This is a genomic window from Wenjunlia tyrosinilytica (assembly GCF_014646055.1).
Lineage (GTDB): Bacteria > Actinomycetota > Actinomycetes > Streptomycetales > Streptomycetaceae > Wenjunlia > Wenjunlia tyrosinilytica.
On sequence record NZ_BMMS01000005.1, the window covers coordinates 86,719 to 110,486 of the forward strand.

Here is a 23,768-nt window from a genome sequence, read left to right on the forward strand (position 1 = left end):
GCAGGACCGCGATGCTCAAGGCCACGTTGCGCAGCTTCTTCGCCCACAAGGGCCGCATGGCCCTGTCCGCGCTCGCGGTACTGCTGTCGGTGGCGTTCGTCGCCGGCACGCTGATCTTCTCCGACACGCTCAGCCGCACCTTCGACCACCTGTTCTCCTCCACGTCGGCGGATGTGACGGTCGGTCCCCGGCGGGAGTTCGACGCCAACGACGAGCGCTACTCGGGAACCGTGGCGACGCTGCCCGCCTCCCTGGCGGCGAGGGCGGCGAAGGTCGACGGTGTTGCGGCCGCGCATGTGGACGTGGCCGTGGGGAACACCACCGTCGTCGACCGCCGCAACCGTCCGGTCGGCCCCACCACGGGCGCCCCCACCCTCGCCCTGAACTGGTACCGCAGCGACCGCAGCCCCGTGGAGATCACCTCCGGGCGGGCACCCGGGGGCCCCGGCGAAACGGTGATCGACGCCGACACCGCGCACCGCAGGCATGTGCGGATCGGTGACACCCTCCGGGTGGTGGCGGCTCCCGGGACCTTCCCCGCGAAGGTCGTCGGCATCGCCACGTTCACCACCACCAACCCCGGCGCCGCGCTGCTGTTCTTCGACACCCCCACGGCGCAGGCGAGACTGCTGGGAAGGACCGGTGCTGCCACCGCGATCAGCGTCGACGCTGCCCCGGGGGTCGGGAACACGCGGCTCAAGCAACGTCTGGCCGCCGACCTCGGGCCGGGGTACGAGATCCGGACGCAGGGCGAGCAGGCCAAGACCGCTGCCGAGCAACTGGGCAGCTTCCTCGACGTGCTCAAGTACGCCCTGCTCGGCTTCGCCGGGATCGCCGTGCTGGTCGGTGTCTTCCTGATCCTCAACACCTTCTCCATGCTGGTCGCCCAGCGCACCCGCGAACTGGGCCTGCTGCGCGCCGTCGGCGCCTCTCGCCGCCAGGTGAACCGCTCGGTGCTCGTGGAGGCGCTCCTGCTCGGCCTGGTCGGCTCCACCCTGGGCCTGGCCGCCGGATTCGGCCTGGCGCTGCTGCTGATGAGGCTCATCGGCAAGGCCGGGGTGAGCCTGAAGGCGAGCGAACTGGTCTTCAACTGGCCCACCCCCGTGGCGGCGTACACGGTGGGGGTGCTCGTCACCATGGTCTCGGCGTATCTGCCGGCGCGGCGGGCGGGGCGGACCACCCCGATGGCGGCGCTCGCGGAGGCGGGCGTGCCCCCGTCGAAATCGCTGCGGCTGAGGACGGCGGTGGGGGCGGTGGTCACGGCGGCGGGTGCGGCCGCCCTGGCCGCGGCGGCGACGGGCGGCAGGGCGGGGGACGCGGCGCTCATGCTCGGCGCGGGCGTGGTGCTGACGCTGATCGGCATGGTGGTCCTCGGTCCGCTGCTGGCCCGGCCGGTGGTGCGCACGGTCGGGGGCGCGTTCCCGGCCGTGTTCGGCGCGGTGGGGCGCATCAGCCAGCGCAACGCGCTGCGCAACCCCCGCCGTACCGGCGCCACGGCGGCGGCACTGATGATCGGTCTGGCGCTCGTGGGCGGCCTCACCGTCGTGGGCACCTCGATGGCGGGCTCCATCGACCAGGAGATCGACCAGACACTCGGGGCGGACTACACCGTGCAGAACGGTGTCGGCAGGCCGTTCCCGCCGCAGGTGACCGAGCGGGTCCGGTCCACGCCCGGCGTCGGCACCGTCATCCGCGAGCGTGTCGTGCCCGCGCGGATCGAGGCCGGCGGGCACAGCGAGAAGGTGCTCGTGATCGCCGCGGACCCCGAGCTCGACCAGGGGCTGCGGCCCAAGTACCGGGCGGGCAGCACGGCGCGGGGGCTGGCCCCCGGCCGGATCGTCGTCAACGGCGAGTACGCGGACAAGCGCGGCCTGGGCATCGGGGACAGCGTTTCGGTGCGCTTCTCGCGCACCCGCTCGCAGAAGCTGACCATCGGCGCCATCACCCCGTCGCAGAAGAACCAGGCCGTCGGCAACGGCACCAACCCCGTCATCGGCATGGACACCCTCGAGCGCAATGTGCCCGGCGTGCTCGACGCGGTCGTCATGGCCGACGCCGCACCGGGGACGGACAAGGCACACGTGCGCACCGCGCTGGAGAAGGCGCTCGCATCCTTCCCGCAGGTCCAGGTGCGCGACCAGGCGGACTACAAGGACCTCGTCCGCGGCCAGATCAACGTCCTGCTCGGCCTGGTCTACGGGCTGCTGGGCCTGGCGATCGTCATCGCCGTCCTGGGCGTCGTCAACACCCTGGCGCTGTCCGTCATCGAACGCACCCGGGAGATCGGGCTCCTGCGTGCCATCGGCCTCTCCCGCCGCCAGTTGCGGCGCATGATCCGGCTGGAGTCCGTCGTCATCGCCGTCTTCGGAGCCCTGCTCGGGCTCGCCCTCGGGCTCGGCTGGGGGGTCGCCGCCCAGCGCATCCTCGCGCTCAAGGGCATGAAGGTACTGGAGATCCCTTGGCCCACGATCCTCACGGTCATGGTCGGCTCCGTGGTGATCGGGCTCGTCGCCGCGCTGCTGCCCGCGCTGCGCGCCTCGCGGATGAACGTCCTGGCGGCCATTGCCCACGAATAGCGCCCGGCCGGTCCGCCGGAGGGTGGGACAGGCGCTGGATCAAGCCGCCCACCTCCTGACTTTGCGTCCGCTTTACCTCCCTTACCCTTGAGGCAATGACTGAAGTCCTGTTCCTCCTCCTGGCACTGGCCCTCACGCTCGCCTGCGCGGTCTTCGTCGCGGCGGAGTTCTCACTGACCACGGTCGAGCGCGCCGACCTCGAACAGGCGGCGCAGACCGGGGAGCGCGGCGCCCGCAGCGCCCTGCTGGCGGCACGCCGCCTGACCTTCCAGCTCTCCGGAGCGCAACTGGGCATCACGGTGACCGGGCTGGTCATCGGCATGCTCGCCGAACCCTCCCTGGGCAAGCTCCTCACCGGACCGCTGCGTGCCATGGGGCTCCCCACCTCGACGGCGGAAGGCCTCGCACTGGTCCTGGGCATGCTGGCCTCCACCGTCGTGCTGATGGTCCTGGGCGAGCTGGTCCCCAAGAACTGGGCCATCTCCCGCCCGCTCGCCGTCGCCAAGGCCGTCGCCGGGCCGCAGCGGGTCTTCAGCACCGCCTTCCGCCCCGTGATCGGCCATCTGAACAACACCGCCAACCGGGTGGTGCGCCGCCTGGGCTACGAGCCCGCCGAGGAGCTGGCGTCGGCCCGCACCCCGGAGGAGCTGGTCGCCCTGGCCCGGCACTCCGCCCGGCAGGGCGCGCTGGAGCGCGACACCGCGGAGCTGTTCATCCGCACGCTGCGGCTGTCCGAGCTGACCGCGCAGAACGTCATGACCCCCCGCGTCCGCGTCACGGCGCTGGAGGCGCGGTCCTTCGCCCAGGACGTGGCCGACACGACCCGTGCCACCGGCCTGTCCCGCTTCCCCGTCCACCGCGAGAGCCTCGACGAGGTCGTGGGCGTGGTGCACGTCAAGGACGTGCTCGCCCTGCCCGCCGAGCAGCGGCCCCACCGCCGGGTCACCGAGCTGATGAGGCCGCCCCTGCTCGTCCCGGAGTCCCTCCCCGCCGACCGGCTGCTCAACCGGCTCGTCACCGTCCCCGAGACCCTCGCGATCGCCGTGGTCATCGACGAGTACGGCGGCACCGCCGGAGTGGTCACGCTGGAGGACATCGTCGAGGAGGTGGTCGGCGAGGTCCGCGACGAGCACGATCCCCTCGAGACGCCCGAACTCGCCCCCTTGGGCACCGACGACGAGGGCCGGGCGATCTGGGAGGCCGACGGCGGCTGCCGCATGGACCAGCTCCCCGCGATCGGTCTGCGGGTGCCGGAGGGGCCGTTCGAGACGGTGGCCGGGCTGGTGGCCCAGCGGCTCGGCCGTATCCCGCGCACCGGTGACACCGTCGAGGTGGAGGGCTGGCAACTGACGGTCGCCGAGGCACGGGGCCACCGGGCCGCCCGGGTCCGGCTGCTCTCCCCCGTCCCCCGGGCCGGCCAGACCTCGGAGGACTCCCCGTGGTGATCTTCCTCCAGTTGCTGCTCGGCGCGCTCACCCTCGTGGTCAACGCCTTCTTCGTCGCCGCGGAGTTCGCGCTGATCTCCGTGCGGCGCAGCCAGATCGAGCCGCGGGCCCTCGAGGGCGACAAGCGCGCCCGCAAGGTCGTGTGGGGACTGGAGAACGTCTCCTCGCTCATGGCCACGGCCCAGCTCGGCATCGCCGTGTGCACCCTGGCCCTCGGCGCCGTCGCGGAGCCGGCCATCGCGCACCTGCTGGAGCCGCTGTTCAACGCGGTCGGCCTCCCCCATGGGCTGGTGCACCCGGTCTCGTTCGTGATCTCCCTGACACTGGCGACCTATCTGCACATGCTCATCGGTGAGATGGTGCCCAAGAACATCGCCCTCGCCGAGCCGGAGCGCACCGCGCTGGCGCTCGGTCCGGTCCTGGTGTCGCTGACCAGGGCGCTGCGGCCGTTCGTCCTCGCGGTCAACGCCTGCGCCAACAGCGTGCTCCGGCTCCTGCGGGTCGAACCCAAGGACGAGGTCTCCGCGGCGTTCACCGACGCGGAGCTGGCGAGGATCGTGCACGATTCGAGCGCCGCCGGGCTGCTGGACGACCCGGCCGCCGAGCGGCTGGAGGACGCCCTGGAGCTCGGCCGCCGCCCCGTGGCCGAGGTCGTCGTCCCGCCCGAGCGGGTGGTGTACGCGAGGCTGGGCGTGACCCCGGCCGAGCTGGAGCGGCTGGCCGCCTCGTCCGGGTTCTCCCGCTTCCCGGTCATCGACGACGAGGGAGCGGTCCTGGGCTATCTGCACGTCAAGGACGCCCTGTACGCGGACGCTCGCGACGAGCCCTTCCCTTTGAGCGCGCTGCACCCGATCAGCCGGGTGACGGCCGACACCCCGCTGGACGACGTCCTGGCGTCGATGCGCCGCAGCCGGGCGCACCTGGCGGCGGTCACCGACGCCGACGGCAGGAGGCTGGGCCTGGTGACCATGGCGGACATCCTCAGGGAGCTCGTGGGAGCCGCCCCGGAGGAAGGGAGCTGAACGAGGCGTTCTAGGATCGGCGAAGCCATGGACACATCATTAGAGTTCACCAGTTTCGTCGCGGTCGGAGACTCCTTCACCGAGGGCATGTCCGACGAACTCCCCGACGGCACCTACCGTGGCTGGGCCGACCTGGTCGCCGCCCGGCTGGCCGCGGACTCCCCCGGCTTCCTGTACGCCAACCTCGCCGTGCGCGGCAAACTCATCGGCCAGATCGCCGACGAGCAGGTCGACACCGCAGCGGCGATGAACGCCGACCTGGTCTCCCTGGCCGGCGGAATGAACGACGTCCTGCGGCCGAAGTGCGACGTCGACCTGGTCTGCGCGCGCCTGGAGGAGGCGGCGGCCAAGCTCGCGCCCTCCACCCGGCGGCTCCTGCTGTTCCGCCCGGTGGACTCCTCCCGCAGGCTGCGCGGCGGGACGCGGCTGATGCCCCGCATCCAGCGCCTGCTCGACTTGACCTCCGAGCTGGGCGAGCGGCACGGAGCCGTGGTCGTGGACCTGTTCGCCGTGCGTGCCTTCGACGACCCGAGGCTGTGGGCGGAGGACCGGCTGCACCTGAACGCCGAGGGGCACCGCAGGATCGCCGAGGCGGTGCTGTGCGCCCTGGGGGTGCCGCAGACATTCGACTGGACACAGCCGCTGCCGCCCGCTCCGGCCGTTGCCTGGGCGGCGCGGCGCCGCTCGGATCTGCGTTGGGCCCGCACGCACCTCGGGCCGTGGATCGGCCGCCGTCTGACCGGGCGGTCCTCGGGCGACGGGCGTCCGCCCAAGCGCGGCGACCTGTCCCCGTGGGGCTGACCTGCGGCGGCGGCCACTACACTTGGCGCACGTGACTTCCAAGCCCCGCATTCCGAACGTGTTGGCCGGCCGCTACGCCTCCCCCGAGCTGGCCACGCTGTGGTCCCCCGAGCACAAGGTGGTCCTGGAGCGCCGCCTGTGGCTGGCGGTGCTGCGGGCACAGGCCGACCTCGGCATCGACGTCCCCGAGCAGGCCGTCGCCGACTACGAGCGTGTCGTCGAGCAGGTGGACCTGGCCTCGATCGCGGAGCGCGAGAAGGTCACCCGGCACGACGTGAAGGCCCGGATCGAGGAGTTCAACGCCCTCGCCGGCCATGAGCACGTGCACAAGGGCATGACCTCGCGGGACCTGACGGAGAACGTCGAACAGCTCCAGATCCGTCTCTCGCTCGAGCTCGTCCGCGACCGGACCGTCGCCGTCCTGGCCCGTCTCGGCGGGCTCGCCGGGGAGTACGCGGAGCTGGTCATGGCGGGCCGCTCCCACAATGTGGCGGCGCAGGCCACCACGCTGGGCAAGCGCTTCGCGACGGGCGCCGACGAGCTGCTCGTGGCGTTCGAACGCCTCGAGGACCTCATCGGCCGCTACCCGCTGCGGGGGATCAAGGGCCCGGTCGGCACCGCTCAGGACATGCTCGACCTGCTGGGCGGGGACGCCGCCCGCCTCGCCGACCTCGAGGGGCGGGTCGCGGGGCACCTCGGCTTCGCCCGCACCTTCACCTCCGTGGGCCAGGTCTACCCCCGCTCCCTGGACTTCGACGTGCTCGGCGCGCTGGTGCAGCTGGCCGCCGCCCCCTCCAGCATCGCCAAGACGGTCCGCCTCATGGCCGGGCACGAGCTGGTCACCGAGGGCTTCAAGCCGGGCCAGGTCGGCTCCTCCGCGATGCCGCACAAGATGAACACACGCTCGTGCGAGCGGGTCAACGGCCTCGCGGTGATCCTGCGGGGCTACGCCTCGATGACCGCCGAACTCGCCGGCGACCAGTGGAACGAGGGCGACGTCTCCTGCTCGGTGGTGCGCCGGGTGGCGCTGCCGGACGCGTTCTTCGCCTTCGACGGGCTGCTGGAGACCTTCCTGACCGTTCTGGACGAGTTCGGCGCCTTCCCCGCCGTGGTCTCGCGGGAACTCGACCGCTACCTGCCCTTCCTGGCCACCACCAAGGTGCTCATGGGCGCGGTGCGGGCCGGTGTCGGCCGCGAGGTGGCGCACGAGGTCATCAAGGAGCACGCGGTGGCCTCGGCGCTGGCGATGCGCGAGAAGGGCGCCGAGCGCAATGAGCTGCTGGACCGGCTCGCGCAGGACGAGCGGATCCCGCTGGACCGGGCCGCCCTCGACGCCCTGATGGCCGACCGGCTGTCGTTCACCGGCGCCGCCTCGGCCCAGGTGGCCGCGGTCGTGGACCGGATCGCCGAGGTCACCGCGCGCTACCCGGAGGCGGCCGCGTACACCCCCGGCTCCATCCTCTGAGCCGGTGACGCCCGATCAGCCGGCCCCCGCCGCGGACCGGACCGTCCCCGATGTACTCGCCCCCGGTCTCCGGGTGCTGTTCTGCGGGATCGACCCCGGCCGGTTGTCGGCGGCACTTCGCCCGCCCCGGCAACCGGTTCTGGCCGACGCTGCAACCCTGGCGGCTCCACTGCCCGCCAACTGCGCCCGGACGAGCAGGAGAAACCACTGGAGCATGGCCGTGGTCCGACCAATGTCGCCCCCGAGCCACGGCTAGCGGTGGCCGGAATCTCGCCGAGGAACAGCCGCGCTACTACCTGCACCATGCGCTTGGGTTCCAGGTGCACGACGTGCGCCACCCGCACCGCGACCGCCGCCACGGTCGGGCGGAAATCGGTTGGAAGGAACCGAAGCAGGATGACTGAGTGGATGAGCGTGGACTACGTCGTGGTGGACGTGGAGGGCAACGGACAGCAGCCGCCCGACCTGGTGGAGTTGGCTGCCGTACCGATCGTCGGTGGGGTCATCGGGGAAGCGGTGAGCTGGTTGGTTCGGCCGGATCGACCGATCACGCCCATGGCCCGAAGGATTCACGGCATCACCAACGAGGCCGTTGCCGACGCGCCGGTGTTCGAGGACATCAGGTTGACGTGCTGCTGGCCTTGTCGCACCCGGCACTGGTGGCCCACAACGCCCACGTCGACGTTGATGTTCTTCGGCGCAAACTCACGGGGTGGGAGTGCCCCGAGGTATTCGACACGCTCAAGCTGTCGCGCCGCTTCGTTCCGAACCAGATGAGTCACAAGCTGGGCTCGTTGGTCGAGGCGTTCAAGCTCGCCGAGGGGCTGTCGCCGGAGCTGAGGCCCCACCGCGCCGCGTACGACGCGGTGGTCGCGGCACGGCTGTTCCAGGTGCTCGCCACCACCGACAGTGTTCCGCGGTCGCTGGATGAACTACGCGACCAACCGTCAGGGGGTGGCGGGGTTGAAGCTGCGACCCTTTTCCAGCTGTGAGCGAGGAGCGTTCGTCACGGTCGACGGCCCCAGCGGGGCCGGGAGCCCAACGCGCCCGTGATCGGAATGGCGCACACTTCCGGCTGACCGCACCACCGGTTGATTGATGGGCTATGCGACCTGGATGCGTCAACGCCGGCGTGAAGGAGGCGACTCATCGCAGGCCGGACAACCGCTTGACTCCTCCGACCAATCGCTCCTAGCGTGAGCAATCCGCCGTCATGAACTGTTCCCAGTCCACTCCCTTGGCTGTGTCCGAGGGCCCTTGGGGCTGCTCGGACCTGCATGGCGACGAGGTGATTCCTCTTGCGAACCACAAAGCTCCGGCTGGTCCTGACGGCCGTCCTGGGCCTGGTCGTGTTCACCCCCCAGTCCGTACCGGCGGCCCCGCGGCAGGCTCCCGTGCGCGCCGCCCACACGGCCGCCGTGTTCGATGTGAAGGACTACGGGGCAACGGGCAACGGGTCGAGCAATGACACACCGGGCATCAACAAGGCCATCACCGCTGCCAACAGCGCGGGCGGTGGCACCGTCCGATTCCGGTCCGGGACCTACAGGTCCAGCAACACCATCCACCTCAAGAGCGATGTCACCATCCAACTGGACTCCGGTTCCACGATCCTGGGATCGGGCTCGAACACCTACGACCCGCCCGAGCCGAACGAGTGGGACACGTACCAGGACTACGGCCACAGCCATTTCCACAATGCGATGATCCACGGTGACCGGCTGACCAATGTCGCCTTCACCGGTTCCGGGACGATCGACGGCGGCGACCACCTGATCACCGGCAACCCCGGCAGAGGCCAGGCGGACAAGATCATCTCGCTGACGCGCTGCGACGGGCTGACCTTCAACGGCATCACCCTCAAGCAGGGCGGCCACTTCGCCATCCTCATCAACGGGTGCAGGAACGTCACCTCCGACCACCTCACCATCGCCACCTCCGGTGACCGCGACGGCTGGAACGTCATCAGCGCCGAGAACGTCAGCATCACCAACGCGAACATCGCGGCCAACGACGACGCCCTGGTCTTCAAGAGCGACTACGCTCTCGGCGCCAAGCTCTCCAACGGCCATGTCCGGGTCAGCGATTCCAAGCTCTCCGCCAAGTGCTGCAACGCGCTGATGTTCGGCTCCGAGACCTGCGGCGACTTGACCGACTACGTCTTCCAGCGCATCGCGATCACCGGGGCGCAGAAGTCCGGCCTCGGCATGGTCTCCATGGACGGCGCCAGGATCACCGACGTCCACTACAAGGACATCACGATGAGCGGCACCCGCTCGCCCATCATGCAGAAGGTGGGCACGCGCAAGCGATGCGGCAACAATCCGGGCGTGGGCAGCATCAGCGGCATCACCTACGAGAACATCAAGGGCACCGGGGCGAGCCCGTCGTTCAGCCCCACGCTGTGGGGCGAGTCCGGCGGCGGCCGGATCAGCGATGTCGCCTTCTCCCACGTCGACCTGACCGTCCCCGGCGGCAACGGCACGATGGGCACCGGTGTGCCGAGCAACAACGCCACCGACTACAACCCCAGGAGCATCGGTACCCGCCCGGCGTACGGCTGGTATCTGCGCAACGTCAGCGGCGTCTCGTTCACGGACAGCTCCGTGCGGTTCGCCGCCGACGACGGACGGCCGGCGGTCATCGTCAACAACGGCGGCGATGTCTCCTTCGACCGCTTCACCGCTCAGCGCGGCGGCGGCAGCCCGCACGACGTCGGCTTCCAGACCGTCACCGGGTACTGCCTCGCCAACAGCCGTAACACCAGCGGCGGAGCGCTGCGGGTGAGCGCCACCGGTTCCACCTCTCCTTGCGGCGGCGCAGGCTCCGGCACCGTCTCCGGCCTCCACGTGGCCGACACCGCCAACTCGGGCGACTGGTCGCTCCAGAGCGGCCTGCGCGCCGGCGCCACGCAGTACGGGGACCGCACGATCACCCTGGCGTCGGTGCCGGCCGCCCTGATGGGCGCGCAGTGGATCCGCTCGGCCAATGACTCCAAGGGAGCAACCGCCGATCCCCTGGTCGGCTTCACCCTCAGCGATCAGGCCACGGTGTCGGTCGCGGTCGACACCCGTACCGGACGGCTGCCCTGGCTGGACTCGTCCTGGACCGACAGCGGGACACGGCTGGTGAACAGCGAGAGCACCCCCAAGAACTTCCAGGTCTTCCAGAAGTCCTTCCCCGCGGGACCGGTGCGCCTCGGTCCCAACGCCGGCACCGGCAGCATGTACACGGTCGTCGTGAACTGATCCCGAACAGGACATATGAGCCGGTCCGGGACGGGGCACATGAGCCGGTCCCGGACGGAAAACGGGGCGCGGGGCTCCTCTTTAGGGGCTTCGCGCCTCGCCGTGCCCCGGAGGCACTAGTAGGCTCCCCCTCATATCATCATCTGATCACTTCGGCGGCTCTGAGAGGGGCGAACGGTGGGACGGCTCACCGGTGGGGACCCCTCGCTGCTGCGGCGCATCAACTCCGCGGTGGTGCTGCACGCGCTGCGCGACGCGCACACTCCCAGCCTCACCGAACTCGTGGCCAGCACCGGCCTTTCGCGTCCCACCGTGGAGGGCGTCGTCGAGGGCCTGGTCGCCTCGGGCCTGGTGGTGGAGGCGGCCCACTGCCCCGACGAGACACGCAAGCAGGGCCGCCCGGCCCGCCGCTACCGCTTCCATGCCGAGTCGGGGCATCTGCTGGGCATCGAGATCGGCGTCCACCAAGTGCACTCGGTACTCACCGACCTCACCGGTGTCACCAAGTGCGCCCTCGGGCGGGAGGTCCCCGAGGCCGCGGACGCCGACGAACGCCTCGCGGCCATCCGCACGACCGTCGCCGAACTCCTGCGCAGGGCGGGCGTGGCCAGGAGCTCCCTGCGGGCGGTCGGCGTCGGCACTCCGGGGATCGTCGAGGCCGACGGGACGATCCGGCTGTGCACCGCGCTGCCGGGCTGGACCGGGCTGCCGCTCGGCGAACGGCTCCGACGCTCGTTCCGATGTCCGGTCCTCGTGGAGAACGACGCGAATGTGGCCGCGATCGCCGAGCACTGGAAGGGTGTCGCCGAGGGCTCGGACGACCTGGTCTTCGTCCTGGCCGGACTCAGTCCGGGGGCCGGCTCGCTGATCGGCGGGCGGCTGCACCGGGGGTTCGGCGGCGCGGCCGGGGAGATCGGCGCACTGCACCTGCTCGGGCACGAGGCGACCCCGGAGCTGCTGCTGTCCACCACGGGCAAGCCGCTGGACCCGCTGGACGAGAACGCGGTGGCCAGGGTCTTCCGGCTGGCCCGCGAGGGCGACCCGGTGGCACGTAACGCCATGGACCGCTTCATCCGGCGCCTGGTGCACGACGTGGCGGCCCTGGTGCTGGCCATCGACCCGGAGATCGTCGTCGTCGGAGGCTGGGCGGCGGGACTCGACGGAGTGCTCGACCCCCTGCGGTCCCAGCTGACCCGCTACTGCCTGCGCCCGCCGAAGGTGGCGCTGTCCGCGCTCGGCTCGCAGGCCATCGCCACGGGCGCGCTGCGGCTGGCCCTCGACCATGTCGAGGAGGAGCTCTTCACGGTGGACAGCGGCGCCCCGGCCCGCTGAGGACCGGGGCGGTCCGGGGCCGCGCGGCGAGGCCCGGCGTCAGCCGCAGGCCCGGATCAGGACGCCTGGCGCTCGGACCCGTACGGGGAGACATCGACCGAGCCGGAGTCGTCGAAGGTCAGGCGGCAGGTGTCCGCGCGGTAGGTCGAGACCGAGACCGCGGCCGTGGCGCCACCGCTGCGGTAGCGGGTGGAGACCACCAGGACCGGGGAGCCGGGCAGCCGCTCGAGCTGCTTGGCGTCCTCCGCGCCGGCCACTCCCAGCTCCACCGAGCGCGACTCGCCGTCGAGCTCGAGCGACTGGAGCTCGCGCAGCACCGCGCGGGCACGGCCGCCCGCGGCGAAGAAGCCGGGCACGCCGGGGACGGTCGCGCCGGGGATGTAGAGGATCTCGGTGCCGACCGGCTGGCCGTGCATCATCCTCAGGCGGCGCAGGGTGTGGACGGGCTCGTCGGCCGCGATGCCGAGTGCCTCGGCGACGGCGGCGGGCGCCGGCGCCTCCGCGCACTCGACGGTGCGCCAGGCGTCGGGGGCGGAGCCGGGCCAGCAGTGCTCGGGGCGGGCGACGGGGACACCCATGCGCGGTCCCGCTACCGTCGTCCCCACGCCGCGGCGGCGCTGGAGGCGCCCTTCGAGCTCGAGCTGGTCGAGGGCCTGACGCAGCGTCGCTCGGGCGACGCCGAAACGGGCCGCCAGCTCACGCTCGTTGGGCAGGATCTCGCCCACCGCGAAGTCGGAGTCGAGCGCGTCGTTGAGGATGGTCTTCAGGTGCCAGTACTTCGGCTCCTGCGCGGCCAGCTGCGTAGTACCCACCCTGTCCCCCTGGTCTTCGGATCGCCTCGACGGCGCACGTCCGGGCGCTGGTGATATCCGCGCCTTATTTATTAAAGGTTGTTGCACTACTAGGCGACAGTAGGGGGGCCCGGACCCTTGGTCAAGACCAATCCCCGATCCGGGCCGTGGCCTTCGGCGGGCCCCCTGGGGACGGGGACGGACCGCGGCGGTACATTCCGCCGGTGACCGGATCACCTCCCGCCGCGCCCGCCCGGCGGCTCGGCACCGCCGACGCCGTCGTCATCGGGCTCGGCTCGATGCTCGGCGCCGGGGTGTTCGCGGCCTTCGCCCCCGCCGCGAGGGCCGCCGGAGCAGGGCTGCTGATCGCGCTCGTCCTCGCCGCCGCCGTTGCCTACTGCAACGCCACCTCGTCCGCGAGACTGGCCGCGCTCCACCCGGAGTCCGGCGGCACCTATGTGTACGGCCGCCGTCGGCTCGGTGACTTCTACGGCTACCTGGCCGGGTGGGGCTTCGTCGTGGGCAAGACGGCGAGCTGCGCCGCGATGGCGCTGACCGTCGCCGCCTACGCGGCACCCGGCGCGGGCCGCGGGGTGCGCACAGTGGTGGCGGTGACCGCGGTCGCCGCCCTGACCGCCGCGAACTACCGCGGGATCCACAGGTCCGCCCTGGTGACCAGGGTTCTGGTGGCCGTCGCGCTGGTGGCCCTGGTCTGCGTCGTGGCCGCCTGCCTGCTGGGCGGGCAGGCCCGCGCCGAGCACTTCGCCCCGTTCCCCGGGACGGGGGTGCGCGGCGTGCTGGAGGCCGCCGGTCTGCTCTTCTTCGCCTTCGCCGGGTACGCGCGGATCGCCACCCTCGGGGAGGAGGTGCGCGACCCCCGCCGCACCATCCCCCGGGCGATCCCCGTCGCACTGGGCATCACCTTCGCGGTGTACGCCTCGGTGGCCCTCGCGACGCTCGCCGCGCTGGGCCCCGGGCGGCTGGCCTCGGCCACGGACCCGCTCGCCTTCGCCGTGGAGCGCGGCGGCTGGTCGGCACTGGCCCCCGTGGTACGGGTCGGCGCGGTGGCGGCGGCGCTCGGCTCGCTGCTGGCGCTGATCCTGGGGGTCTCGCGGACGGCGTTCGCGATGGCCAGGGACGGGCATCTGCCCGCCGCACTGGCCGCGTTGCACCCCCGCTTCCAGGTGCCGCACCGGGCGGAGCTCGCCGTCGGCGCGGTGGTCGCGGCTGTGGCGGCGAGCGTCGACCTCCGGGGGGCGATCGGCTTCTCGTCGTTCGCGGTCCTCGTGTACTACGCGATCGCCAACGCCAGCGCCCTGACCCTGCGGGCCGACGAGGGCCCGCCACCGCGTGCCGTCCCCGTGCTGGGACTGGTCGGCTGTGTCGTTCTGGCGGTGAGCCTGCCCCTCGCCTCGGTGCTCTCGGGGGCGGCGGTGCTGGCCGTGGGCGCCGCCGTGTGGGCGCTGCGGCGCGGCCGGAGGAACTGACATGCCGGCGCCCGCAGGCTTGGGTAGGGTCCGCGAGCATGAGTGGTCAAGCACGCCGGGTGACCGTGGTGACGGGCGGCAGCCGGGGCATCGGCGCTGCGGTGGCGCTTCGGCTGGCGGCGGCGGGACACGCCGTGGGCATCGGGTACGTCAGCGCGCGGGACGCCGCCCGGGAGGTGGCGGAGCGGGTCCGCGAAACGGGCGCCGGCTGCGTCGCCGTGCGGGCCGACACCAGCGTGGAGGCGCAGGTGGACCGCCTCTTCGACACGGTGCGGGACACCCTCGGGCCGATCACCGCTCTGGTGAACAACGCCGGGATCACCGGGCCGCTGGGCCGGTTCACCGAGACCTCGCCCGAGGTGATGCGCCGGGTGGTCGACGTCAATGTCACCGGCGCCCTGCTGTGCGCCCGCCGTGCCGCCCGGGAGATGGCGACCTCGCTCGGCGGCCGCGGCGGAGCGATCGTCAATGTCTCCTCCGGCGCGGCGACGCTCGGCAGCCCCGGAGAGTACGTGCACTACGCGGCGAGCAAAGCGGCGGTGGACGCCATGACCGTCGGCCTGTCCAAGGAGCTGGCCGCCGACGGCATCCGCGTCAACTCCGTCCAGCCGGGGCTGGTCATGACGGACATCCACGCCACGATGGGCGACCCGGACCGCCCGGCGAAGAAGAGCGCCGTCATCCCGATGGGGCGCGGCGCCGAGCCCGAGGAGATCGCGGGAGCCATCGCCTGGCTGCTCGGCGACGACGCCTCCTACACCACCGGAGCCGTGCTGCGGGTCGCCGGAGGCCTGTGACACCGATCCGCCCACGGCGAGGCGGCTTCCCCCACGGCCGACGGCGTCCCGCCCCCGCGCCACAGTTCCGCAACAAACGTTCACCATCCGGACAGGGCGCGGTCTCCCCTGGACAGCGGCGCTTTCGCGGTGCAAGTCTCCCGCCATGCCTGCCCATCGCGCCCGCAAGACCCGGCTCCTCGCCGCCGCCGCTGCCGCCCTCGCCCTTCTCGTTTCGGCGGCCTGCGCTCCCCAGGACGACGGGAGCGAAGACGGCGCGAAAGCACCTGCCTCGTCCGGCGCGCCGTCAGCGGACGCCTGCGCCAGGGGAGCGCTGAAGACGCGGAAGGCGCACACGCTGACCATCGGCACCGACAAGCCCGCCTACGCCCCCTGGTTCAGCGACGACGAGCCGTCCAACGGCAAGGGGTTCGAGTCCGCGGTCGCCTACGCCGTCGCGGACAAACTGGGCTACGCCAAGTCCCAGGTCACCTGGGCCACCGTGCCCTTCAACAGCGCCGTCGCCCCGGGCCCGAAGAGGTTCGACTTCGACATCAACCAGGTGAGCGTCAGCGACGAGCGCAGGAACGCGGTCGACTTCTCCTCCGGCTACTACGCGGTGCGCCAGGCCGTGATCGCGCTCAAGTCCTCCAGGATCGCGGGCGCCAAGAGCGTCGCCGACCTGAAGGACGCCAAGCTCGGCGCGCAGGTCGGCACCACCAGCCTCGACACGCTGACCGACGTCGTCAAGCCCGAGCGGGACCCGGCCGTCTTCCAGAAGAACGACCTCGCCAAGAGCGCGCTGAAGAACCACCAGGTGGACGGCATCGTCGTGGACCTGCCCACGGCCTTCTACATCACCTCGGCCGAGGTGACCGACGCCAAGGTGGTCGGTCAGTTCGAAGGAGGCGCCGAGGCCGAGCAGTTCGGCCTGGTGCTGGACAAGGGGAGCGCTCTGACCTCGTGCGTCACCCGTGCCGTGGACGCCCTGCGCGCGGAGGGGTCACTGGCGAAGATCGAGAAGCGGTGGCTGTCCGACGCGGTCGACGCACCCGTTCTGAAGTGAGCAACGACTCCGAAGTGAACGACTCCGAAGTGGACACCGACAACGCCGAGGCGATCGGCGACCGGGCCGGGGAGAGCGCGCGGGCGCCCTACCGGCCGTCGGCACGCAGGATCGAGCGGGAGCGCTACCGCAAGGCGCGCACCCGCCGGTCCGTCCTGATCGCGACGGCCAGCACACTGGTCACGGCGGTCGTGCTGTACCTGCTCGTCACCGGATCCCCCGGCTGGCCGCGCACCCGGGAGACGTTCTTCAACGCGCACTACGCGCGTGAGGCCCTGCCCGAGGTGCTCAAGGGGCTGTGGCTCAACATCCGGCTGCTGGTCGTCTGCGGAGCCCTGGTCCTGGTCCTCGGTCTGGTCCTGGCCGTGGCGCGGACGCTGCGCGGCCCCGTGTTCTTCCCCGTGCGCGCCCTCGCCACCGCCTATGTGGACTTCTTCCGCGGGCTGCCTCTGATCATCTGCCTGCTCGGGGTGATCTTCGGTGTGCCCGCGCTTCGGCTCACCGGTGTGACGAGCGACCCCGTCGTCCTCGGCGGCGCCGCCCTGGTGCTCACCTACTCGGCGTATGTGGCCGAGGTGTTCCGCGCCGGGATCGAGACCGTGCACCCCAGCCAGCGCGCGGCCGCCCGCTCGCTCGGCCTGACGAACGCCCAGGCGATGCGGTACGTGGTACTGCCGCAGGCCGTCCGCCGGGTGGTGCCGCCCCTGCTCAACGACCTGGTGTCCCTTCAGAAGGACACCGGGCTGGTGTCCATCGGCGGAGTGGTGGACGCCGTCTACGCGGCGCAGATCATCACCGGCAAATCGTTCAACTACACGCCCTACGTGGTCGCCGGACTGGTCTTCGTCGCCCTCACCATCCCCATGACCCGTCTCACCGACTGGGTGACCGCGCGCATGAACTCCAGGCAGGGCGCCATATGACGGAACCGGTGCTGCGGCTCGAAGCCGTGCGCAAGAGCTTCGGCGGCACACTCGTGCTGCGGGACGTGGACCTCGAGGTCGCCCCCCACACCGTCACCGCGCTGATCGGCGCCTCGGGGTCGGGAAAGTCGACACTGCTGCGGTGCGTCAACCTCCTGGAGGAGATCGACGACGGCGCCGTCTTCCTCGACGGCGACGAGATCACCGACCCCCGCACCGACGCCGACCTGGTGCGCCGCAGGATCGGAGTCGTCTTCCAGGCCTACAACCTCTTCCCGCACATGACGGTCCTGGAGAATGTCACCCTCGCCCCGCGCCGGGTCCACAGGGCCGGGAAGGAACGGGCGCGTGAGCGCGCGCTGGAGCTGCTGGCCAGACTGGGGCTCCAGGACAAGGCCGACGCCTACCCCGACCGTCTGTCGGGCGGTCAGCAGCAGCGGGTGGCGATCGTGCGGGCGCTGGCGGTGGAGCCGAGGCTGCTGCTCCTGGACGAGATCACGGCCGCGCTCGACCCCGAACTCGTCGGCGAGGTCCTCGCGGTGGTGCGGGACCTCAAGGATCAGGGCATGACGATGGTCATCGCTACCCACGAGATGGGATTCGCCCGGGAGGTGGCCGACCAGGTGTGCTTCCTCGACGGCGGGGCCGTGCTGGAGCGCGGCACGCCGGAAGAGGTGTTCGGCGAGCCCCGGCGGGCGCGCACACAGGCGTTTCTCGCCCGGGTCCTGGAGGCGGGCCGCCCGGTCGGCCGACCGACCGTCTGATCCGGCCTCTCGCGCGTAGGCTTCCCGCATGGCCGATGATCTCTCTCCCATGCCCGACGACTGGCAGCGCGCACTGGCCGTCGTCGCCCACCCCGACGACCTCGAGTACGGCGCCGCGGCCGCCATCGCGACGTGGACGGACGCCGGCCGAGAAATCGTCTACCTGCTCGCCACCCGCGGCGAGGCGGGCATCGACGGGATGCCCCCCGAGGAGGCGGCGCCGGTGCGCGAGCGCGAGCAGCGGGCCGGCGCCGAGGTCGTCGGGGTGTCCACCGTGGAGTTCCTGGACCACCGGGACGGCGTGATCGAGTACGGCACGGCGCTGCGGCGCGACATCGCGGCGGCCATCCGGCGTCACCGCCCGGAGCTGGTGATCACGCTCAACCACCGCGACACCTGGTTCGGCGTTGCCTGGAACACCCCCGACCATGTGGCCGTGGGCCGGGCCACGCTCGACGCCGCGGGCGACGCCGGGAACCGGTGGATCTTCACCGATCTCGTGGATGAGGGACTCGCCCCGTGGAACGGGGTGCGCTGGGTCGCCGTCGCCGGTTCGGAGCGGCCCACGCACGCGGTGGAGGTCTCGGCCGGAGTGGACCGCGCGGTGGCATCGCTCGCCGAGCACCGCGCCTACATCACGGCACTGTCGGACGACGATCCGGACGAGTACGCGCGGACCTTCGTCGAGCAGGCGGTGAGCGCCAACAAGGCCCGCTTCGGCGACCGCCAGTCGGTGGCGTTCGAGCTCTTCGGCCGCTGACCACGCGGTGGCACACTCCGCCGGGCGGTGGCACCGGCGGCCACACCGACGCCGACGAGGAGGCTGCCCGCGATCTGCCCGGCGCCGAAGCCGCCCGTGGCCACCAGCGGGGCGGCCATGCCCACATCAGGCGCGAGATCGAAGGGGGGCGCGGCGCTCGCCGACGCCCGCGTCCGCGGCCGCGCTACCCGGCGGCGGCCGGTTCCAGCGCGTTGAGGGCCGAGACGAGCGGGGCGAGCTCCGGCATCGCCCGTGCCTCGTCCAGGGCGTCGCGCAGCGCGGCGTCATGGGTGGGCCTGGCCCTGGCCAGCAGCTCCCGTCCGGCGTCGCTGACCTCGGTGTAGATGCCCCGGCGGTCGTCGGCGCACAGGTAGCGGGCGAGCAGGCCCTGGTCCTCGAGGCGGTTCACCAGCCGGGTGGTGGCGCTCTGGCTGAGCACGATGGCACCGGCCAGCTGGTTCATGCGCATGTGCCAGTCGTCCTGGCGGCTGAGGACGTCGAGCACGGAGTACTCGCTCACGCTCAGCCTGTGCTCGGCCTGGAGCGCCCGCTCGATACGGATCTCGATCCTGGCGTGCAGGGCCGCCAGGGCGCGCCAGCCCTGGGCCCGGGCTTCCGCCGCGTCGTCCGGCAGCGACATCTGCGCCTCCTGGGTCTGTGCCCTGTCCACCTACTCCCAGTATGCCGCAGCAAGGGCGCCCACAGCGGTTATGCGCTCCCGCGAGTTACCGGCGCGCGCAATGACCCGAGGCAGTAGCGTGCTGCGATGCGCAAGAGCGAACCGGACAGGATCAGGCCAGAGCTGGAAGGCGTCCCCGAGACCCTGCTGTGGACGCTGTACTACCGCGCCGTCGAGGCCCGCCGCCCCGACTCGGTGATCGACGACCCCAAGGCGGTCGAGCTCGTCGAGGCCCTCGACTATCCCTTCGAGGAGCGCTTCGGCGGGCCCAGCGCGTTCCTCGGACAGCTCCAGGCGCTGCGTGCCCTCAGCTTCGACAACGAGGTGAGACGATTCCTCGACCTGCACCCGGACGGCACCGTGGCAGCGCTGGGTGAGGGACTGGAGACGCAGTTCCGGCGCGTGGACAACGGCCGCGTCCACTGGGTCACCGTCGACCTGCCCGAGACGGTCGAGCTGCGCCGACGCCTGCTGCCCGAGCAGCCCCGGCAGCGGTTCGTGGCGGCGTCCGTGCTCGAGGAGGGCTGGACCGACGGGATCGACACCTCCCGGGGGCTGCTGATCACCGCTCAGGGCCTGCTCATGTATCTGCGGCCGCCCGAGGTCCGGGGTCTGCTGAGCGCCTGTGCCGAGCGCTTCCCCGGGGCGGGAATGGTCCTCGACGCCGTGCCCAGGTGGTTCAGCGCGGCCTCGAGGCGCGGTGTGCTGCGGACGGCCGGCTACACACCCCCGCGGATGCCCTGGGGCATCGACGCGGACGAGCGCCACCGGCTGCGCGAGGCGCATCCGCGGATCGCCGAGGTCAGGGACGTCGAACTGCCGCGCGGGCGGGGCCTGTTCTTCGGCACTGTCGCTCCCCTGCTCCTCCGCCTGCCGGTCGCGCGCTCCAAGCGGCCGTCCGTGACGGCGCTTCGCTTCGCTGCGTGAGGTCCGCCGGGTTCGCCAGGATCCGCTCCTTTTGAAATTTCTCCCAACGCGTTGAACACAGCGGCGGAGCGCGCCCGTACATAGGGCCGTCAGAGGCGCTCCGCACGGTGGCGCCGGAGCGTAAGCGGACAGCAGGAGTGGACATGAGGAACATGCGCAAGTGGCAGAGCGCCTCCCTGGCGGGTACGGCCGCGGTGCTCATGCTGACAGCGGCGTGCGGCACGGAGAAGCCCAACAACAACTCCGCTCCGGCCGGTGCGGTGCAGCCCGCTGCCGGCTCGGATTCGCAGGCCGGCGGCGGCTACGACTACGGCACCGGCTCCGGCAACGACAGCCAGTCCACCGGCAAGGCCCGCTCCGCCGGTGAGCTCGCGGTGTGGGAGAGCAAGAAGCTGGGACCGGTCGTCACCGACAGCGCGGGCTTCACCCTCTACCGCTTCGACAAGGACACCGCCAACCCGCCCAAGTCGAACTGCTCGGGAGCCTGCGCCAAGACCTGGCCCGCCGTTCCGGCCGGTGACGCCTCCGCCAGCGCCGCGATCGACTCCAGCCTGCTCGGCACGGTCAAGCGGGCCGACGGCACCGAGCAGCTGACCCTGGCCGGGTGGCCGCTGTACCGCTACGCCAAGGACACCGCGCCCAAGCAGGCCAACGGCCAGGGTGTGGGCGGGGTGTGGTTCGCCGCGGCCCCCAACGGCAAGAAGGCCAGCGTCCAGACCGGTGGCGGCGACCAGGCCGGCAACGACACCGCCGACCTCCCGGCGCTGTCGACCCGTCAGGACGACCAGCTCGGTGAGATCCTCCAGGACGGCAAGGGCAGGACCCTGTACCGCTTCGCCAAGGACGTCGCATGGCCGATGAAGATCGCGTGCGTCGGCGACTGCCTGACGACGTGGAAGCCGGCCAAGCCGATCGACAAGGCCGACATCAAGGGCATCAACCCCAAGCTGATCAGCACCATCACCCGCCCCGACGGCCTCAAGCAGCTGGCCATCGACTGCTGGCCGGTGTACTGGTTCACCGGTGACAAGAAGCCCGGCGACACCAATGGGCAAGGTGTCAAGAACCTGTGGTTCACCGTCACCAAGGAGGGCAAGAAGGTGCTCACCAAGAAGGCGGACTCCTCCGACTCGGGCAGCTCGTCGAGCGGCGGCGGCTACTCGAGCACCGGTGGCTCCTCCAGCAGCTCCGGTGGATACAGCTACTGAGGCCCGTCCGAGGTCCGCTCCTCCTGCTCCATCAGCCGCAGACAGCGCTCGACGCCGACCCGCCCGTCGGGGACGAATGGCCACTCCGGGTCGGCGAGCCGAGCGGTGAACTCGTCCCAGTCCATCCACCACCCCGCACTGACCTCCTCGGGCTGGTGGACGACAGGGCCGTGGACCGCGGGGTCGTAGAGCGCCTCGAAGGAATGGGCGAGGTAGCTGGTGTGCTCGTCCCGGTACCAGAACACTCCTCGATCGCGCAGCTCGCACCCGTGGACACCGAGCTCCTCGGTGAGCTCGCGGGAGGCCGCCTCGACCGGGTCCTCACCGGCCAGCACCACCCCGCCGGCCCATACGTCGTGCATACCGGGGTAGAGGTCCTTGGTCTCGGTGCGCCGGTGGACGTAGACCCGGCCCCGGGCGTCACGCAGCATCACGGCCGTCGCCGCGTGCGGCAGGTTCAGCGCTCGGACCCGGCTCCTCGGCGCGGACCCCGTGACCCGGCCGGTCAGGTCGCCCTCCTCGTACAGCGCGACTTCCTCGTCCATGGCGGCATCGTAGCGGGCGCGGATCCACGGACCGCCTACGGCGATACGGCACAGCCCGCGGCGCGTACGGAACGGCACGCGGGCGCGCACGGCAGGGCTCCCGGCGCGCACGGCGAGGCTCCCGGCGCCCTACGGCACGGCTCCCGGCGCGTACGGCGAGGTGGCGGCGCCGCGGCGCTGTTCACTGGGCGTTCGCGTGCTGGGCACGTCGGCCCGCTAGACACAGCCCGTCGGACGCGGCCGGTTGGGCCGGCCCTCCGGCACCAGGGTTGATCGTGCGAACGCCGGCTGATGCCGCAGGAGTCGAGGAGAACTGTCGATGCCACAGACCAATGGGGCCGCTCCGGGCCGCCGCGCGGTAGTACGCGGCGGCCTGGCCGCGTCCGGAGCACTGCTGGTGCCCGGTCTCGCCGGGACGGCCGCGGCCGCTCCGGCCTTTGTCCGCTCGGACCGCCCTCGTGCCGGATTCGGTACCCAGGTCGGCGACGTCACCGCCGACTCGGGTCTGGTCTGGGTGCGCTCGGACCGCCCGGCCCGGATGATCGTGGAGACCAGTGCCACGGAGTCGTTCCGGAAGGTGCGCCGATTCCTAGGACCCGTCCTGACCCCCGACACCGACCTGACCGGCACGACCGCCGTGCACGGCCTGCCGCCGGGCGAGCAGATCCACTACCGGGTCCTGCTCGCCGACCCCGACGACCCGCGCCGGGTGGGCCCCCCGGTGGAGGGGACGTTCCGGACCTCGCCGGTCCGCCGCCGCGACGGTGTCCGCTTCCTGTGGTCCGGCGACCTCGCCGGGCAGGGCTGGGGCATCAACCCCGACATCGGCGGCTACCGGATCTACCGGGCGATGCGCGACCTCAACCCCGACTTCTTCCTCTCCAGCGGTGACAACATCTACGCGGACGGGCCGCTCGCGGCCACCGCGGCCCTGCCCGGCGGACGCACCTGGCGCAACATCACCACGCCGGAGAAGTCCAAGGTCGCCGAGACCCTGGACGAGTTCCGGGGCAACTTCCGCTACAACCTCCTCGACGACAACCTCAAGGCGTTCAACGCCCAGGTGCCCGTGGTCATCCAGTGGGACGACCACGAGGTGCACAACAACTGGTATCCCGGCCAGATCCTCGACGACGCCCGCTACACCGAGAAGAACGCGGATGTGCTGGCGGCGCGGTCCCTGCGGGCGTTCAGCGAGTACTTCCCCGTGCGCACGCTGCGCCCCGGACGCCAGGGCCGGGTCCACCGGGTGCTGCGGCACGGCCCGCTGCTCGACGTCTTCGTCCTCGACATGCGCACGTTCCGCAACGCCAACTCCCCCGACCGCCAGACCGAGGACGAGCGGGGCATCCTCGGCCGCGAGCAGCTGGAATGGCTCAAGCGGGAGCTGGCGAGGTCGCGTGCCGTCTGGAAGGTCATCGCCTCCGACATGCCGCTGGGCCTGGTCGTCCCCGACGGTGCCACGGGCAACATCGAGGCCGTCGCCCAGGCAGACCCGGGAGCGCCGCTCGGCCGGGAGCTCCAGATCGCCGAACTGCTGCGCTTCATCAAGCACCGCCGGGTCACCGGAACGGTGTGGCTGACGGCGGACGTCCACCACACCTCCGCGCAGCACTACCAGCCGTCGCGTGCGGCCTTCACCGACTTCGAGCCGTTCTGGGAGTTCGTCTCGGGCCCGCTGAACGCCGGCGGGTTCCCCGCCAACCAGCTCGACCAGACGTTCGGTCCGGAGCGGGTGTTCGTCAAGGCCCCGGACGCCGCGCACGCCAACACGGCGCCGATCGACGGCTACCAGTTCTTCGGCGAGGTCGAGATCGACGGGCACTCGGGCGAGCTGACGGTACGCCTGCGGGAGCAGGACGGCACGGTCCTGCACACCACGCTGCTCCAGCCGGGGAGGGTTGGCCAGTAAGAGCCTGTGTGAAGGGGGCCATTCGGCCCGGAGGATTATCC

General features: G+C 71.7%; 20 protein-coding genes and 1 pseudogene. 18 read left to right on the forward strand and 3 right to left on the reverse strand.

Going from position 1 to position 23,768, the window contains the following annotated elements:
• The first annotated feature begins 11 nt into the window (after positions 1 to 11).
• From IEY86_RS07285 to IEY86_RS07320, 9 genes and pseudogenes are all read left to right on the forward strand, one after another.
• Positions 12 to 2,576, forward strand: a complete 2,565-nt coding sequence (locus IEY86_RS07285; protein ID WP_189130704.1) for an ABC transporter permease — start codon at positions 12 to 14, stop codon at positions 2,574 to 2,576.
• 95 nt (positions 2,577 to 2,671) lie between these two features.
• Complete coding sequence (locus IEY86_RS07290; protein WP_189130705.1) at positions 2,672 to 4,021, forward strand: hemolysin family protein; 1,350 nt, start codon at positions 2,672 to 2,674, stop codon at positions 4,019 to 4,021.
• Positions 4,018 to 5,043: a hemolysin family protein gene (locus IEY86_RS07295; RefSeq protein ID WP_189130857.1), complete on the forward strand. Its 1,026-nt coding sequence runs from the start codon at positions 4,018 to 4,020 to the stop codon at positions 5,041 to 5,043. Before IEY86_RS07290 ends, IEY86_RS07295 begins: the two co-directional genes overlap by 4 nt.
• A 27-nt stretch (positions 5,044 to 5,070) precedes the next feature.
• On the forward strand, positions 5,071 to 5,844 hold the full coding sequence (locus IEY86_RS07300; RefSeq protein WP_189130706.1) for an SGNH/GDSL hydrolase family protein: 774 nt from the start codon (positions 5,071 to 5,073) through the stop codon (positions 5,842 to 5,844).
• A 31-nt stretch (positions 5,845 to 5,875) separates the two neighbouring features.
• Positions 5,876 to 7,309, forward strand: coding sequence for an adenylosuccinate lyase (purB, locus tag IEY86_RS07305; protein ID WP_189130707.1), 1,434 nt, complete (start codon positions 5,876 to 5,878; stop codon positions 7,307 to 7,309).
• A 408-nt stretch (positions 7,310 to 7,717) separates the two neighbouring features.
• Positions 7,718 to 7,870 (forward strand): annotated as a pseudogene (locus tag IEY86_RS37990) (3'-5' exonuclease); the annotation flags it as partial.
• Between the two features lie 68 nt (positions 7,871 to 7,938).
• Positions 7,939 to 8,301: an exonuclease domain-containing protein gene (locus IEY86_RS37525; RefSeq protein ID WP_265803924.1), complete on the forward strand. Its 363-nt coding sequence runs from the start codon at positions 7,939 to 7,941 to the stop codon at positions 8,299 to 8,301.
• Between the two features lie 306 nt (positions 8,302 to 8,607).
• Positions 8,608 to 10,557: a glycoside hydrolase family 28 protein gene (locus IEY86_RS07315; protein WP_229698220.1), complete on the forward strand. Its 1,950-nt coding sequence runs from the start codon at positions 8,608 to 8,610 to the stop codon at positions 10,555 to 10,557.
• Positions 10,558 to 10,734: 177 nt separating this feature from the next.
• Entirely contained in the window at positions 10,735 to 11,889 is a 1,155-nt protein-coding gene (locus tag IEY86_RS07320) for an ROK family protein (RefSeq protein WP_189130708.1), read from the forward strand.
• A 56-nt stretch (positions 11,890 to 11,945) separates the two neighbouring features.
• Here the strand turns inward: IEY86_RS07320 and IEY86_RS07325 are convergent, their stop codons facing one another.
• Positions 11,946 to 12,701 (reverse strand): GntR family transcriptional regulator, encoded by a 756-nt coding sequence (locus tag IEY86_RS07325; protein ID WP_189130709.1) that lies wholly within the window; start codon positions 12,699 to 12,701, stop codon positions 11,946 to 11,948.
• A gap of 203 nt (positions 12,702 to 12,904) precedes the next feature.
• On the opposite strand from IEY86_RS07325, the gene IEY86_RS07330 reads away from it, so the two are divergent.
• The 6 genes from IEY86_RS07330 to IEY86_RS07355 all read left to right on the forward strand — a co-directional run bounded on the left by IEY86_RS07330 (position 12,905) and on the right by IEY86_RS07355 (position 18,456).
• Entirely contained in the window at positions 12,905 to 14,167 is a 1,263-nt protein-coding gene (locus IEY86_RS07330) for an APC family permease (RefSeq protein WP_229698221.1), read from the forward strand.
• Between the two features lie 38 nt (positions 14,168 to 14,205).
• Positions 14,206 to 14,964 (forward strand): SDR family oxidoreductase, encoded by a 759-nt coding sequence (locus tag IEY86_RS07335; RefSeq protein WP_189130710.1) that lies wholly within the window; start codon positions 14,206 to 14,208, stop codon positions 14,962 to 14,964.
• Positions 14,965 to 15,109: 145 nt separating this feature from the next.
• Complete coding sequence (locus tag IEY86_RS07340; RefSeq protein WP_189130711.1) at positions 15,110 to 16,009, forward strand: ABC transporter substrate-binding protein; 900 nt, start codon at positions 15,110 to 15,112, stop codon at positions 16,007 to 16,009.
• A gap of 53 nt (positions 16,010 to 16,062) precedes the next feature.
• Positions 16,063 to 16,932 (forward strand): amino acid ABC transporter permease, encoded by an 870-nt coding sequence (locus IEY86_RS07345; RefSeq protein WP_229698234.1) that lies wholly within the window; start codon positions 16,063 to 16,065, stop codon positions 16,930 to 16,932.
• A complete protein-coding gene (locus IEY86_RS07350; RefSeq protein ID WP_308425111.1) occupies positions 16,929 to 17,696 on the forward strand; it encodes an amino acid ABC transporter ATP-binding protein in 768 nt (255 codons plus the stop codon). Before IEY86_RS07345 ends, IEY86_RS07350 begins: the two co-directional genes overlap by 4 nt.
• Before the next feature lie 28 nt (positions 17,697 to 17,724).
• Positions 17,725 to 18,456 (forward strand): PIG-L deacetylase family protein, encoded by a 732-nt coding sequence (locus IEY86_RS07355; RefSeq protein WP_189130713.1) that lies wholly within the window; start codon positions 17,725 to 17,727, stop codon positions 18,454 to 18,456.
• A 184-nt stretch (positions 18,457 to 18,640) separates the two neighbouring features.
• Here the strand turns inward: IEY86_RS07355 and IEY86_RS07360 are convergent, their stop codons facing one another.
• A complete protein-coding gene (locus IEY86_RS07360) occupies positions 18,641 to 19,096 on the reverse strand; it encodes a MarR family winged helix-turn-helix transcriptional regulator (RefSeq protein ID WP_189130861.1) in 456 nt (151 codons plus the stop codon).
• Positions 19,097 to 19,222: 126 nt separating this feature from the next.
• Between IEY86_RS07360 and IEY86_RS07365 the strand changes: the two genes are divergently transcribed.
• Positions 19,223 to 20,062, forward strand: a complete 840-nt coding sequence (locus IEY86_RS07365; RefSeq protein ID WP_189130714.1) for a class I SAM-dependent methyltransferase — start codon at positions 19,223 to 19,225, stop codon at positions 20,060 to 20,062.
• A 152-nt stretch (positions 20,063 to 20,214) separates the two neighbouring features.
• Positions 20,215 to 21,270, forward strand: a complete 1,056-nt coding sequence (locus IEY86_RS07370) for an SCO0930 family lipoprotein (protein ID WP_189130862.1) — start codon at positions 20,215 to 20,217, stop codon at positions 21,268 to 21,270.
• On the opposite strand, the gene IEY86_RS07375 is transcribed toward IEY86_RS07370, so the two are convergent.
• Positions 21,264 to 21,815, reverse strand: a complete 552-nt coding sequence (locus IEY86_RS07375) for an NUDIX hydrolase (protein ID WP_189130715.1) — start codon at positions 21,813 to 21,815, stop codon at positions 21,264 to 21,266. The genes IEY86_RS07370 and IEY86_RS07375 overlap by 7 nt on opposite strands.
• A gap of 319 nt (positions 21,816 to 22,134) precedes the next feature.
• On the opposite strand from IEY86_RS07375, the gene IEY86_RS07380 reads away from it, so the two are divergent.
• The gene (locus tag IEY86_RS07380; RefSeq protein WP_189130716.1) at positions 22,135 to 23,727 is read left to right on the forward strand and encodes an alkaline phosphatase D family protein; all 1,593 of its coding nucleotides are present in this window, start codon (positions 22,135 to 22,137) and stop codon (positions 23,725 to 23,727) included.
• The last annotated feature ends 41 nt before the right edge of the window (positions 23,728 to 23,768 follow it).

Bases quoted from the DNA above. Each gene is read 5' to 3' on its own strand.
- IEY86_RS07355 (WP_189130713.1), top strand. From the start codon at position 17,725: ATGGCCGATGATCTCTCTCCCATGCCCGACGACTGGCAGCGCGCACTG.
- IEY86_RS07340 (WP_189130711.1), top strand. From the start codon at position 15,110: ATGCCTGCCCATCGCGCCCGCAAGACCCGGCTCCTCGCCGCCGCCGCT.
- IEY86_RS07380 (WP_189130716.1), top strand. From the start codon at position 22,135: ATGCCACAGACCAATGGGGCCGCTCCGGGCCGCCGCGCGGTAGTACGC.
- IEY86_RS07335 (WP_189130710.1), top strand. From the start codon at position 14,206: ATGAGTGGTCAAGCACGCCGGGTGACCGTGGTGACGGGCGGCAGCCGG.
- IEY86_RS07375 (WP_189130715.1), bottom strand. From the start codon at position 21,815: ATGGACGAGGAAGTCGCGCTGTACGAGGAGGGCGACCTGACCGGCCGG.
- IEY86_RS07285 (WP_189130704.1), top strand. From the start codon at position 12: ATGCTCAAGGCCACGTTGCGCAGCTTCTTCGCCCACAAGGGCCGCATG.
- IEY86_RS07290 (WP_189130705.1), top strand. From the start codon at position 2,672: ATGACTGAAGTCCTGTTCCTCCTCCTGGCACTGGCCCTCACGCTCGCC.
- IEY86_RS07360 (WP_189130861.1), bottom strand. From the start codon at position 19,096: ATGTCGCTGCCGGACGACGCGGCGGAAGCCCGGGCCCAGGGCTGGCGC.
- IEY86_RS07350 (WP_308425111.1), top strand. From the start codon at position 16,929: ATGACGGAACCGGTGCTGCGGCTCGAAGCCGTGCGCAAGAGCTTCGGC.
- IEY86_RS07365 (WP_189130714.1), top strand. From the start codon at position 19,223: ATGCGCAAGAGCGAACCGGACAGGATCAGGCCAGAGCTGGAAGGCGTC.
- IEY86_RS07370 (WP_189130862.1), top strand. From the start codon at position 20,215: ATGCGCAAGTGGCAGAGCGCCTCCCTGGCGGGTACGGCCGCGGTGCTC.
- IEY86_RS07300 (WP_189130706.1), top strand. From the start codon at position 5,071: ATGGACACATCATTAGAGTTCACCAGTTTCGTCGCGGTCGGAGACTCC.